The organism is Kistimonas ophiarachnellae (assembly GCF_057552235.1).
The window spans coordinates 404,747-417,729 of record NZ_BAAJPA010000001.1 but is presented as its reverse complement, the minus strand read 5'-3'; the positions used below and the strand labels follow the sequence as shown (position 1 = coordinate 417,729).

The window sequence follows — 12,983 nt, the reverse complement described above, 5'->3', positions numbered from 1 at the left end:
ACGCAAAAACGCAGGGATCGCGCCATGAAACAATCAGGTCGTGTTATTCGCGGATCTGAGGAACAATGCCAGCGGGTCAGTTTTCCGGCCTTTCGCCGACCGCCCCGCCAGGATGCCCCTGATATTCCGTCGGGCGGGCCGGAAACGACACCGTCAAGAGTTGTTCAGGAGCCACTGGCAGCCGATTCGGATTACCCCGACATCAATGGCCTCATTGACCAGAACAGCGCCTATTTCCAGGCCAACGGCGCACAGGGCTTTGCTGATGGTTACCGCCAGGGCATGGCGCTGGCGCGTAAGGATGGCTATGAGCAGGGCCATCAGCAGGGGCTGGAAGAAGGTCGTAATGAAGGGCTGGCCGAAGGCCGCCAGGAAGGCTTTGAGCAGGGGCTTAAGGAAGGTATCACCAGCGGTCGCGAACAGGCTTACAAGGAAGCATTATCAAACAGTGAGCAGGAAATCACGGCCCTTATCACCCAGCTGAACAGTATTCTGAGCAATGTTCGCAGCCTCTATGAGAACCGACGGGATGAGATGAGTGAATGGCTCTCTACACTGGTGGAAACGATTGTCCGGCAGATCATCCGCAGTGAGCCCAAGAGCCGTCCGGAACAAATTTACCGGGTTATCCGCAATACCCTGCAAAGCCTGCCAGGCAACGATGGCACTTTCCAGATTTACCTGAATCCCGTGGACTCCGAACGCCTGCTGCAGTTCAAACCGGAACTCCGCGAACAGTGGGAGATTTTTGCCGCCCCCGAGATTGAACCCGGTAACTGCCGGATTGAAAACGGCGAACTGGAAGCGGAAGCGAATATCGAACAACGCATCCAGGACTGTCTCGACATGGTTCGTCTCTACATGCCGGATGAAGTCGAGGAGCGGCTGACATGACCACATCCGGTGATGAAGGGCACGGCCTGACACTGGCAGACCGGATTCAGTCCCTGCCGGTCGCCCGCATCTACGGACGGTTGACCAAAATGACCGGTCTGGTGCTGGAAGCATCAGGCTGCCAGCTGGCGGTAGGTGACCGTTGCCGGATCGAATCCCGCCGGGACAAGCGTTGTCTGGAAGCTGAGGTCGTGGGCTTTAATGATTCAGTCCATTTCCTGATGTCGCTGGGCAATGCCAGTGGGCTGCAGCCCGGTGATCGGGTGCTGCCCCTCGGTCACGATATGGCGATTCCTGTCGGCAACCGTTTCCTCGGTCGCGTTATTAATGGGCTGGCCGAACCACTGGATAACCAGGGCAGCATTCGGCCCGACGTCACCATTCCGCTGAGCAGCCCTCCAATCAACCCGCTGCATCGTAAACCCATTACTGACCCGCTGGATGTCGGTGTCAGGGCCATCAATGGCCTGCTGAGCGTGGGTAAAGGACAACGACTTGGACTGATGGCTGGCAGTGGGGTCGGCAAGAGCGTGCTTCTGAGCATGATGACCCGAAATACTACGGCGGATATTACCGTTGTCGGCATGATCGGTGAGCGGGGGCGTGAGGTGAAGGAATTCATCGAACACACCCTCGGGCCTGAAGGGTTGGCTCGAACCGTGGTTATTGCGGCTCCCGCCGATGAGTCGCCGGTCATGCGCCTGCGCGCCGCCTTACTCTGTCACCGGATGGCTGAATACTACCGTGACCAGGGACAGGATGTTCTGCTACTGATGGATTCCCTGACCCGCTATGCCCAGGCTCAGCGGGAAATCGCCCTGTCGGTCGGGGAGCCTCCAGCCACAAGGGGATATACCCCTTCCGTGTTCAGCCAGATTCCCAAGTTGGTGGAGCGGGCCGGAAACGGGATTGAAGGAAGCGGTTCCATTACCGCGTTTTACACCGTGCTGTCCGAAGGGGATGACCTGCAGGATCCGGTGGCGGACTCAGCAAGATCCATCCTGGATGGGCATATTGTTCTCAGCCGAGAGCTGGCTGACAGTGGTCACTACCCCGCCATTGATATCGAATCCTCCATCAGCCGGGCCATGCCACAGATCACTGATGAAACGCAGCAGAAAGCGGCCCAGGTCTTCCGACACTATTACTCCCGCTACCACCAGTTCCGGGACATGATGGCGATCGGCGCCTATCAACGTGGCGCCGATCCGGAGCTGGATCGCGCCATTCAGCTTTACCCGCTGATGCAGGGCTATCTCAAGCAGGGCATGTATGAACGGATTGATCATGCCAGCTGTATCCAGCAACTCTACTCACTGTGGCAGGGTGGCGCCGCGCCCGCGCCAACCCCTGGTAACAATACGGAGGTCGCATGAGCACATCAGTCCAGCTCCTGGAGAAATGCCTGGAAATTCAACAGCAGCGCTACCGGGAAGCGATGAAAAAAGCGCTCCAGTCAGAGCAGAGCCTCAATCAACAGCGTGACCAGCTGACTTACCTGAAGCAGGCCATCAGTGACTACCGGACAGACACCGATACCCAGGTGACGCCCATGTCCGTGGTCAACCTGATCCGCTTTCGAAACCTTCTCCAGCAGGTGGCCGATTTGCAGCACCAGCGGGTCGACCGCGGTCAACAGGAATACAATGATCTCAGCCTGCAGGCCGCGGGTGAGCACCGCAAGCTCAAGGCAATGGAAAAATTACTGGAAAAAATGCAGCAGAAAAGCCGCCTGAAACTCATTAAGAGCGAGCAGAAGATGCTGGATGATCATGCCATCCGGCAATATATCGATCATCGTCAGGATGCCTGATCAGGCCTGGTCAATGTTTCTCGGGCGACTGGCGCGCTCCAGTTGCCCCCCCTGGTTGTAGCCAGGCTGAGCCACTGTATTTCCCCAGAACAACTCCACCAGCCTGGCCGTGGCTGAACGCAACCGTCCCTGCAGGCGGCCATTCATCAGGTTCATCTCGCGGCAGCGCACCATCTGCTTTCGGATGGTTGTCCAAAGCTCACGTCCGTCACCCTGAACATCCGCAGGCAACCCGTCAATCAACTGGTTCATGCCCGCCATATCGGCTGTCAGCCCCCGGGATGCCAGATGCTGGTTTCTGTGTGCGGTATCGACTTCCAGCTCTTCAATCAACCCCGACAGCCGACTGCTCTCCTGCTCCAGGGAGACCATATCCCGGGACAGCAGATACCGGTATTGCTGCTCCAGCAATTGCTCCATTTGTGTCAGAAGCCGGTTGGTTTGACGCAGGGCTGAGAGTGTCGCGTCGGGGGCTGTAGTGGTCATGAGTCGATATCCTGAAGAAAACGCTCAAATTGCTGGATTTTTTTAGCCAGCAACTCCCGGTCTATGGGCATTTTTCCGGACTGAATGGCTTCCCGTAACGTCTCTACTTTGGCCATATCAATCACCGGCAATTGCTCGGCATCCTCTTCCAGAATACCCAGCAACTGTGCCTGGTCACTCAGTTCCAACCGGTCCGTACCGGTAATGGCAGAGGGAGCCGGCACCTTTCGGGTCGCCGTCATCCCCGATAACCGGGCGCCGGAACCCGCTTTGTTGACTCCACTTATCCTGGACATGGCAGACTCTTTTTTCCTGATCGTCCTGAATCAAACAATCGGTAATTTTCTGTAAATCTTGAATCTGCGAGAGCCAAAACCGGCAATATTTCGTTGCTTTTCTGACAGCCCACAGGGGCTGGCGCGGCCGTTTACCGCATGTAATCAAACAGGGACATCCCCTGGATCTTGACGAACGTCTGCTGTGACGCGCTCAGGGCGGTCTGCTGCAGGTTGAGCCGGGAGATGGCCTCGGCATAATCCAGGTCTTCCAGTCCGGAACGCAGGGTGCTGTTCATCAGGATGACATCCTCATGGCTGCTGCCGATGGAGGCCATGGTATTGAGGCTGCCGCCAATACGGGTCTGAACCTGCCCGATCTTGTCAATGGTGTTGTCGATGGTTTTCAGCATGTCGCCAAGCATCTCGCCCGGTACGAAAGTCCGGCTGTCAGAAATGTTCGTGGCAAAGGCTGACAACGCGGTAAACGTGTCAACGGCGGTCAGGGTAAAACGATCGCCGGGCGCCGTGGCGCCATTGATCCTGGCAGAAACCAGCCCGGTAATGGTCAGCTCATCGCCGGTAACGGTGGTTGGCAGCAGGACCGCCGGGCCGCCATCATTCGGCGTCGCCGTGGTGGTCCAGGTACCGGCGACATTCTCCACCGAAATGCTGTCATACTGGCTGAAGGTCGCCAGGTCAAGCACCGTGACCTCCTCAAGCAGCGCACTGCCCACGGCCGTGACCGCCTGGATACCGCTGTTGAAGAACAGGTCCGTGGCCGGATCATTGGCGGCAATATCCGTGGTGCCGTTGACCGCAACCAGCCGCTGCCCTTCCGTGCCCTGGTATTCGTACTCTCCGGGGGTCGCGGTCTCCACTACCGGCACCGTCTGGGATGTTGTGCCTGAGAAGAAGTACTGCCCGTCCGCACGCTGGTAATTGACCAGGCCCAGCAGCTCATCCATCTGCTCATCAATGACCCCGGCCATGGACTTCAGGCCATCCGAACCCAGTGCTACGTTACCGGTCAGCACCACAGTCTCGCGGATACCCTGCAGGACGTTCACCATATTGGTAAGCAGGGTTTCTTCCTGACGCAGTTTCGAATCCAGGCCATCGATGTTGCTCAGATATTGCTCCAGGAACGCCACTTCCTTGTCCAGGTGCAGCACCTGCACCGCTGCCAGCGCATCATCGGACGGCTGCTGGAGTTGCTTGCCCGAGGTAATGCCATCATAGGTTTTGGCCAGTTCCGCCCCCTGTTTCTGCATGGAAGCGATCATCATGTTGTTGTACTGCACCGTGCTGACACGCATGGCATAACCTCCTTGTTACTTCGGATTACTACGAGTTACAACAGGCTGATCAGGGAATCAAACACCCGCTGCGCCGCGGCGATCACCTGGGCGCTCGCGGCATAGGCCTGCTCGGCCTGGATCAGGTTCATGGCTTCTTCATCCAGGTTGACGCCGCTGAAGTTGTTGCGCTCCTCCTGGGCCCTGAGCAGGGACGACTGACCGGTCTCCATGGCCGTGCTGGTCTGGAAGGTCATGACAGCGATCCGTCCCACCAGCTGGGTGTAGCCCTCGGAAAGATTGAACTCGCCGCCAATCACATCACTGGTCTGCAGCGCCGCCAGTTGCCTGGCCACGGTATTGTCCCCGGGGGCGGAAATCTCGCCCCCCAGCGCCAGCTGGGTAATATTGTCATTCGCTACGGCAATTTCATCACTGCCCTGGCGGGTGGGCTGCAGGCGATAGATCTCGTCTACGTTGAGCGTTCCCCCGTTGATGGTGAGCTGCATACCGTCAAAATCGGCCAGAATGGCCCCCGGCGGGGCGGTGGCCGGCACGGCCCCGGAGCCTACCTGAAGGCCGTCAGACAGGCGGGTAATGCGGTATTCCGGCGTGCCGCCGTTGTCATGGATACGCAATTCATAGTCGCTGCCGGTCAGCTGGGTTGAATCCTGTACGGCCAACAGCATGAACGCGTCGTTACCCGGCACGCTGGTCGCGATCCGGATCCGCTTGGACGCCGGAATGCCACTGAGCGGAAACTCCACGGTATAGACATCCCCGTTCTGGATATTGGCCGGATCGGTGAACAGCTCCAGTTCAAGCCCGTCAAAGACAGGGTTCGTCGTGGCCAGTGACGCCACCGTCCCGGTAGCCACGCTGACACCGTCGATGGTGCGGACGATGTCATAGTTACCACCCGCAATACTCATTTCATACTCGCCACCGGCAATAATCCCGGCCTGGTTCACCACGTTAACGCCAAACTCCGCCGAGCCGGTATTAATGTCCGAGGCCACCACCCGGTCCGGCGCGGGTTGCCAGTTGATATCCGCCATCAGCTGGCTGGACGGCCAGCCCTGCCGGTCACCGAGGTCAAACCCGGTGGCGAGGGTCTGGTTCACCTGGTCGGAAAACACCACGGCCATCCGGCCCAGCTCGTTCAGCGCGCTGCTCAGCACCCCGCTCTGGAACTGTTGCAGGCCACCGATAGTTCCCCCCAGGTTGCTGGACAGGGGCACCACCGCAAAAGAGTTGTTGAGTCCCAGCCCCACGATATTGGGATCCAGTGGATCATCGATCACCTCCAGGGTGGAGTAACGGTTGTCCAGCACCAGCGGATGGCCGGAACCGATGTAGACAGCGACCATCCCCTGCTCCACTTCCAGCACGCTGATGCCGACCATTCCGGACAGTTCTTCCAGCGCGCGCTCACGCTGGTCCAGCAGGTCATTCGGTGGATTGATGCCATTCCAGGCTGCCTGTATCTTTTCGTTGTAATCGGCAATACTGGCGGCCAGGGCATTGACCTGTTCAGAGACCGCCACCATCTGGTTATTCAGCAGGCTGGCCTGGCCTTCCAGCTGTTCATACACCCCGTGGAACTGCTGTGCCAGTGAAGCGGCCTCACTGACAATGTTCTGCCGCGCAACAGACGACAGTGGATCGACGGTTGACGCATTCACCGCCGCAAAGAACTGCTCCAGGCCGGCAGACAGCACCGCGCCTTCATTGCCCAGGTAGTCGTCCAGGGTGGACATATAACCTGCCGCCGTGTTCGCCTGGTTGTACACGGTCATGCTTTCACGGATCTGCCCCGTCAGGAACTGGTTGTGAATCCGGCGGACATCGCCAATCGTAACCCCCCCGCCGGATCGCTGGCCTGACATGCTATAAAGCTCTACAGACTGACGGCTGAAACCCGGCGTATTGACATTGGCGACATTGTGACTGCTGGTCTCCATTATTCTCTGGGAGGAGAAAATGCCGCTTTTTCCAATTTCCAGCAAACTCATGGGTGTACTCCTTTACCGCTTCCCGGCTCAGATGGTCTGATCGAGCAGGGCGCCTTTCTGCTTATCGGCTTCCATGCCCTGCCCATAACCGAACTGGCGCATCATGACCTCCGCCAGGCCAAACGCGCCGGTCTTGCTCATTTCCGTTGCGATCCGGCTGTCCATCAACGAGTAATACAGCGACATCTCGTTGCCGCCGAGCAGGTCATCACCGCCGAGGGTTTCATTGGCGGCCCTGGCGCTCTTTAGCATCATGTTGATAAACAGCGACTCAAACGCCTTCGTCGCCTCCTCCATTCCTTTGGGCCGGTTCTGGTGCGTCAGTAAATCCGCGCCGGAAACCATCCCGGAATAGTCCATGTTCATCCCTGGCATCATATGACGATCAGCTCCGCTCTGAGTGCGCCGGCCTGCTTCAGGGCCTGCAATATGGACATAAGGTCCGTCGGGGAAGCGCCCACGCTGTTGATGGCTGAAATAATATCCTGCAGGGAGGCTTCTTCCGGCAGCATGAACAGTGCACCGCGCTGCTGCTCTATCGCGACTTCACTTTCAGGGGTCAACACCGCAGGCCCCTGCCCTTCAGGGTTCGGCTGGGTAACATTTGTGCCTTCGTTGATAGTGACAATCAAACTTCCATGACTGACTGCCGCCGGTAGCACTTTGACATTCTGCCCTATCACCACGGTGCCGGTGCGTGAATTGAAAATCACGCGCGCTGGCGGCGCGGCAGCCTCGATATCAAGATTTTCCAGTACCGACATGAACGTCACCCGCTGACTGCTATCCGGTGGCGCCGCGATGACAATCGAGGCGCTGTCGCGGGCCCGCGCCACATCCGGACCAAATTTGTTATTCACAGCCTGAACAATCCGGCGGGCTGTACTGAAACCCGGGTCTCTCAGGTTCAGCACAATCTCACGATTGGAAGCAAAACTGCTGGGCACGCCGCGTTCCACGATAGCGCCATTAGGTATACGTCCCACCGTCAGCGTATTGATGGTGACACTGGAACCACTGGCGCCACTGGCGCCGGCTCCACCGACCACCAGGTCGCCCTGTGCAACGGCATAAATTTCCCCATCAATCCCCTTGAGTGGTGTCATTAATAACGTGCCGCCACTGAGACTCTTGGCATCCCCCAAAGAGGAGACGCTGATATCAATACGCTGACCTGGTCGTACAAAAGGCGTCAGGGTCGCATGCACCGAAACGGCCGCGACATTCTTGGATTTAAGGTCAGTTCCCGCCTGGGTGACGCCAAACTCCCGCAACAGGTTTTTCAGTGACTGGTCAGTGAATTCTGTTGACTTGTCCCCCGTACCGTTCAGCCCGACAATCAGGCCATAGCCAATCAAGGGGTTATTACGAATCCCCTGGATATCCACCAGATCCAGCAGACGTTCCGCACGAGTCGGCACTGCAATCAAAAACAGCAGCAACCCCATGCACATCGCAATCTGTCGTTTGCAGGCTTCCTTGCCCATAGCGACTCCTTTGCCTAAAACGGGAAAAACGGACTGTTGATAAGTCTCTGCAACCAGCCTGGCTCGTGAACATCCTCCTGGTATCCCACGCCGGAATAGGTAATTTTGGCTTCCGCCAGCCGTCTTGAGGAGACTTCGTTATTCGTATCAATATCCTCAGGCCGGACCAGGCCGCTCAAGCGGACAAACTCAGCTTCATTATTCAGCTTGAGCCACTTTTCCCCTTTGACCCGCAGCGCACCGTTGTTCATCACTTCCGTCACCTGAACCGTGACATAGCCACTTTGAATGCTATAGCCCCGTGACAGCGCCGTGTTCCCGGTAAAGTTCCGGTTGGGCGCGACATTGAACGCCAGTGAATTTGCCCCGCCAAGAATATCAGCGCCGGTCTTACCAAAAATGATGGGGTCCGCCATACTGATCGAGCCACGCTTGTCCATTGTCGTATTTGAATCTTTCGTAATACGGGTGCCATCTTCCAGTTTCACGGTCAGGATGTCGCCAGACCGATAAGCCCTTCGATCGGAAAACAGCTGCATGGAATAGGCTTTGCTGAAGAGACTGCCATGATGTTCAGCCAGTTGAATAACCGCAGGTTTTGGTTGTGCAGGCGCCTGCAAAACGGCTTCTTCTGCAACGGGAATATCCCGCAATATTTTTTGCTGGGGCGCCGTTGAACAACCACCGGTTACCAGTAGCCCAATACACGTCAGAACAAGAATATTAAGCCTCATGATCATCCCAGCGCCTGATTCGCAAATTGCATCATCTGATCCGCCGCAGAGATCACCTTGGAATTCATCTCGTAGGCACGTTGTACCGAGATCATGTTCACCAGTTCCTCTACCGCACTGACATTGGACATCTCTAATGTGAACTGCTTGATCTTCCCGACACCATTAGCACCGGCGAGGTTTTCTACAGGTGCACCACTGGCGGCCGTTTCAACAAACAGGTTGCCCCCCTTGGCCTGCAAGCCCGCCGAGTTCACAAAGGTAATGAGAGGAATCTGGCCAAGGTCCACGGGTTCAACAACACCCGGCAATGCCGCAATCACACTGCCATTTTCACTGACAGTGACAGAAACGGCATCACTCGGTATCTGAATACCGGGCTCCAGCGGCAAACCATTGGCCGTCACGATGGTGCCCTCGGCATTCATATGGAACTGACCGTTACGGGTATAAGCCTGTGAACCATCCGGCATGGCGATCTGGAAAAAACCATTACCGACAACGGCCATATCCAGTGCCTGTTCCGTAGTCTGATAGTTACCGGTTGTGAATATTTTCTGTGTACCGGTGACCCGGACACCGGTTCCGACCTGCATGCCTGATGGAAGGATATTCTGCTGATCCGCCAGTGCGCCCGGTTGCTTTTCGATATGGTAAAAAAGATCTTCAAAGCTGACCCGGTCACGCTTGAAGCCCACGGTATTGACGTTGGCGAGATTATTGGAAATCGTCGCCATGTGGCGATCCTGCGCCGCCAGGCCTGTCTTACTGATCCATAAAGCCGGGTTCATCGTCCCTGTACCCCTCTGTACTTCCTTTTATTCGGCGCGTATCAACTGGTCGCCACTGGCGGCCAGCGTCTCCGCGGTTTTCATCACCTTGAACTGAAACTCAAACTGCCGCGCCAGGTTCATGAACTGAACCATTTCTTCCACGGCATTCACATTACTGGCTTCCAGGTATCCGGCCTTGACCTGTACCCCGGCATCCTGATCCGCTTCCTGTCCATCGATTCGCCGGAACAGGCCATCCGGTCCCTTGATGATGTCCCGGGGATCCGGATTTACCAGTTTTATCTGCCCGATAGCGACAGGCTGTACGGTAACGCCCCCCACCGGAACAATATTGATAGTGCCATCACCACCAATTTCGATATGGCGGTATTGCGGTACATCGATTGCCCCCCCCAGGCTGGCCACCGGACGACCACTGCCTGTAACCAGCTGCCCTTCAGCATCCAGACGCAGGTGTCCTGCCCGGGTATAGGCTTCCTGACCATTGTCATCAATCACCGAAATCCAGCCTTCATCAGAGATCGCGATATCCAGGTTACGACCGGTATGAATGGCAGGCCCAACCCCCATGGCGCTGCTGGTTCCGGTTGCCATGGTCATGACCCGGCTGGTATGCCCATCCCCCGTTAACGGAATGGCCATGGAATGGACAAAGTCCTTGCGAAATCCACGGGTGTTCAGGTTGGCCAGGTTATTGGCATGCACCTGCTGAGCCTGCATCGCACGGGTCACTCCGGAGAAACCGATATAAAGGGACTTATCCATGTCGCCCTGCTCCTGTCTGCCCCATCATCAGATGATATTCATCAGTGTCTGGGTCAGGCTGTTGGATGTTTCAATCGTCTTCGCGTTGGCCTGGTAATTCCGCTGCGCTTCGATCAGCCGCACCAGCTCTATCGATAAATCCACATTCGAGAGTTCCAGGGCGCCAGCTTCCAGGGATCCCAGGGTGCCGGTACCCGCAAGACCATAAGCGGGATCACCTGAATCATAACTGCTTCGCCACAGGCTATCGCCGATGGGCTGCAGCCCCTGTTCATTGGTGAAACCTGCAAGGATGATTTGCCCCTGGGTGAGGGTCTGGCCATTGGAGTAAAGAGCCTCCAGCTGCCCCGCCTCACTGACCTGGATACCGGATAACTTACCCGGTGGGAAACCATTCTGAATGGCTCCGTTGACCGATGAGCTGATCCCCAGCTGAGTCATTTCGCTCAGGTCAAGATTGAGGTTAAGCGCATCAGCACCATTACCCAGCGTGGCCGCGGGAATAGTCTGCACATAGTTGCCACTGCCCGCTGCAACCTGCCCGTTCGTATCAAAGTTCAACGTATCGGTGGTGCCGACATCAACACCATCGAGCTGGTAATGAATACTCCACTCGTTGGGATTGGCTTGGTCTTTGGCAAAATAAAGGCCCAGTGTATGGGGATTACCCAGACTGTCATACACGTTAAAGGCCATGGTTGTGTTGTAACTGTTCGGGTCAGATGAATTGAATGTCGCAACGCTCGGGATCGAACTACGGGAATCCAGGTTGATTAAACCCGTCAGTTCCGATGTTGCCCGGGCCGGCATATCCGATGAATCGACCTGGAGATCGGTAATACTCCCTGACAGGATGTTACCCGCAGAATCAGAAGCAAATCCCTGTAAACGATGCCCCAGGTTATTCACTACGTAGTTTTCCCGATCCAGCTCGAAAAAACCGGCCCGGCTATAAAGGTATGAGCCATTGTCATTGACAACAAAAAAACCGTTGCCCGTGATCGCCATATCAAGCACCCCGTTGGTATAACTGAAGTTACCCTGCTGGAAGCTCTGGGTAACGGCCGCCACCTTGACACCGGCGCCGGCGACAACCCTGGCATTACTGCCATCCAGCGTTGAGGCATACACATCGGCGAATTCTGCCCGTGATGACTTGAAACCCACGGTATTGGAGTTGGCAATGTTGTTACTGACCACTTCCAGATCCCGCTTTGCGGCCTTCATACCGCTCAAACCAATGCCGAATGACATGGCGTACCTCCTCTGTACTGACGTTACCGATAATTACTGCAACTGCAGCGTTACTGATCGTTTATTGACCTATGCGGCTGACCTGCGAAACCGGCATGGCGCCAATGCCTGCCAGGTTCAATTCAATTTCCTTACCGCCCCCCGGAATGACGACGCTGTCCACTTTCGTGCTCAGCGCCACCGGCACGGTTTCAGTATCCGCGCCGTAGGTGGCAACAGCTGAAATGGAGTAAATACCTTTCTCCAGGTCATCCGTGGTAAACGGCAGGGTGCCGGAATACTGAGGTCCGAAATCCATGCTGGAAACAATCTGGCCTGTGGCGTCCTGGACAAAGACCTGTAGCCTGTCAGCATTCACTGGCACCTGGACTTCCCCGCTCATGGTGCCCGTGTTTTCCAGTTCCATGATGTTCATGGGTACCGTCACCGTCTTGCCCACAAGATCGGTCGCCTGCATGGCCTGGGAATACTGCAGCGAACTGACCAGTCCGGTAATCTGGCTGTTAAGGCTGTTCAGGTTCTCTACGCTGGTGATCTGGGCCAGCTGCCCCACAAACTCACTGCTACTCTGGGGATTGAGCGGATCCTGGTTATTAATTTCCGCCAGCAGCATCTCCAGGAACTCTTCCTGCCCCATTTGATTGGTGCCGGCCACAGCACTGGCACCTGTCGTGCCTGAAGTGGATGAGCTACCCGACAGCCCGGGAATATCCAATGCCATGACAACCTCCTTATTGTCCCAGCGACAGCAGACGCTGCTGCATTTTCTTGGCAGTCGACATCAATTCAATACTGCTCTGGTAACTGCGCGAAGCCGACATCATGTCAGCCATTTCGCCAATGACGTTGATCTTGGGGAAATAAACGTAACCTTCAGCATCTGCCCCCGGATGATCGGGCATATAGCGCCGGTCCTCATCAGTCGCCTCGATTTCCATGATTTCGCTGACCGTCACCTTTGCCACCGGGCGGCTCGGACCGTCCATCGACCTGAACTGATCATCAAATACCAGGGAAAAAACCGGCTTACGCACCTTGTAGGCTTCTTCCGGTGTAGCCCCGGCGCTCTCTGCATTGGCCATGTTACTGGCTATGGTGTTAAGGCGGATGGTCTGCGCCGTGGCAGCCGATCCGGCTATGGTGAATACATCACTCAGCGACATACCTG

General features: G+C 56.5%; 15 protein-coding genes. 3 read left to right on the top strand and 12 right to left on the bottom strand.

The window, feature by feature from the left end:
- Nucleotides 1-24 precede the first annotated feature (24 nt).
- The 3 genes from AC27K1_RS01765 to AC27K1_RS01755 are packed head-to-tail and all read left to right on the top strand — an operon-like array spanning nt 25 to nt 2,707.
- Nucleotides 25-894: a FliH/SctL family protein gene (locus AC27K1_RS01765; protein ID WP_487147839.1), complete on the top strand. Its 870-nt coding sequence runs from the start codon at nt 25-27 to the stop codon at nt 892-894.
- Nucleotides 891-2,270: a flagellar protein export ATPase FliI gene (fliI, locus tag AC27K1_RS01760; RefSeq protein WP_487147838.1), complete on the top strand. Its 1,380-nt coding sequence runs from the start codon at nt 891-893 to the stop codon at nt 2,268-2,270. The genes AC27K1_RS01765 and fliI overlap by 4 nt, the downstream gene beginning before the upstream one ends.
- Nucleotides 2,267-2,707, top strand: coding sequence for a flagellar export protein FliJ (locus AC27K1_RS01755; RefSeq protein ID WP_487147836.1), 441 nt, complete (start codon nt 2,267-2,269; stop codon nt 2,705-2,707). The genes fliI and AC27K1_RS01755 overlap by 4 nt, the downstream gene beginning before the upstream one ends.
- Here the strand turns inward: AC27K1_RS01755 and AC27K1_RS01750 are convergent, their stop codons facing one another.
- The 12 genes from AC27K1_RS01750 to flgC form a co-directional block, all read right to left on the bottom strand.
- Nucleotides 2,708-3,193, bottom strand: coding sequence for a flagella synthesis protein FlgN (locus AC27K1_RS01750; protein WP_487147834.1), 486 nt, complete (start codon nt 3,191-3,193; stop codon nt 2,708-2,710). It lies immediately after the preceding gene.
- Nucleotides 3,190-3,489 carry a flagellar biosynthesis anti-sigma factor FlgM gene (flgM, locus tag AC27K1_RS01745; protein ID WP_487147832.1) on the bottom strand — a complete coding sequence of 100 codons (300 nt, stop codon included), beginning with the start codon at nt 3,487-3,489 and terminating at the stop codon, nt 3,190-3,192. Before flgM ends, AC27K1_RS01750 begins: the two co-directional genes overlap by 4 nt.
- Before the next feature lie 131 nt (nt 3,490-3,620).
- Nucleotides 3,621-4,787 (bottom strand): flagellar hook-associated protein FlgL, encoded by a 1,167-nt coding sequence (gene flgL / locus AC27K1_RS01740; RefSeq protein WP_487147831.1) that lies wholly within the window; start codon nt 4,785-4,787, stop codon nt 3,621-3,623.
- 35 nt (nt 4,788-4,822) lie between these two features.
- Nucleotides 4,823-6,781, bottom strand: coding sequence for a flagellar hook-associated protein FlgK (flgK, locus tag AC27K1_RS01735; protein WP_487147829.1), 1,959 nt, complete (start codon nt 6,779-6,781; stop codon nt 4,823-4,825).
- A gap of 27 nt (nt 6,782-6,808) precedes the next feature.
- On the bottom strand, nt 6,809-7,141 hold the full coding sequence (locus AC27K1_RS01730) for a rod-binding protein (RefSeq protein WP_487147828.1): 333 nt from the start codon (nt 7,139-7,141) through the stop codon (nt 6,809-6,811).
- Between the two features lie 14 nt (nt 7,142-7,155).
- On the bottom strand, nt 7,156-8,268 hold the full coding sequence (locus tag AC27K1_RS01725) for a flagellar basal body P-ring protein FlgI (protein WP_487147827.1): 1,113 nt from the start codon (nt 8,266-8,268) through the stop codon (nt 7,156-7,158).
- A gap of 14 nt (nt 8,269-8,282) precedes the next feature.
- The gene (locus AC27K1_RS01720) at nt 8,283-9,008 is read right to left on the bottom strand and encodes a flagellar basal body L-ring protein FlgH (RefSeq protein WP_487147826.1); all 726 of its coding nucleotides are present in this window, start codon (nt 9,006-9,008) and stop codon (nt 8,283-8,285) included.
- The gene (gene flgG / locus AC27K1_RS01715) at nt 9,005-9,793 is read right to left on the bottom strand and encodes a flagellar basal-body rod protein FlgG (RefSeq protein WP_487147824.1); all 789 of its coding nucleotides are present in this window, start codon (nt 9,791-9,793) and stop codon (nt 9,005-9,007) included. Before flgG ends, AC27K1_RS01720 begins: the two co-directional genes overlap by 4 nt.
- Before the next feature lie 27 nt (nt 9,794-9,820).
- Nucleotides 9,821-10,561: a flagellar basal body rod protein FlgF gene (locus AC27K1_RS01710; protein WP_487147822.1), complete on the bottom strand. Its 741-nt coding sequence runs from the start codon at nt 10,559-10,561 to the stop codon at nt 9,821-9,823.
- A gap of 27 nt (nt 10,562-10,588) precedes the next feature.
- Nucleotides 10,589-11,815 (bottom strand): flagellar hook protein FlgE, encoded by a 1,227-nt coding sequence (flgE, locus tag AC27K1_RS01705; protein ID WP_487147820.1) that lies wholly within the window; start codon nt 11,813-11,815, stop codon nt 10,589-10,591.
- Between the two features lie 61 nt (nt 11,816-11,876).
- Nucleotides 11,877-12,536 carry a flagellar hook assembly protein FlgD gene (locus AC27K1_RS01700; protein WP_487147819.1) on the bottom strand — a complete coding sequence of 220 codons (660 nt, stop codon included), beginning with the start codon at nt 12,534-12,536 and terminating at the stop codon, nt 11,877-11,879.
- A 10-nt stretch (nt 12,537-12,546) separates the two neighbouring features.
- On the bottom strand, nt 12,547-12,978 hold the full coding sequence (flgC, locus tag AC27K1_RS01695) for a flagellar basal body rod protein FlgC (protein WP_395177069.1): 432 nt from the start codon (nt 12,976-12,978) through the stop codon (nt 12,547-12,549).
- Nucleotides 12,979-12,983 lie beyond the last annotated feature (5 nt).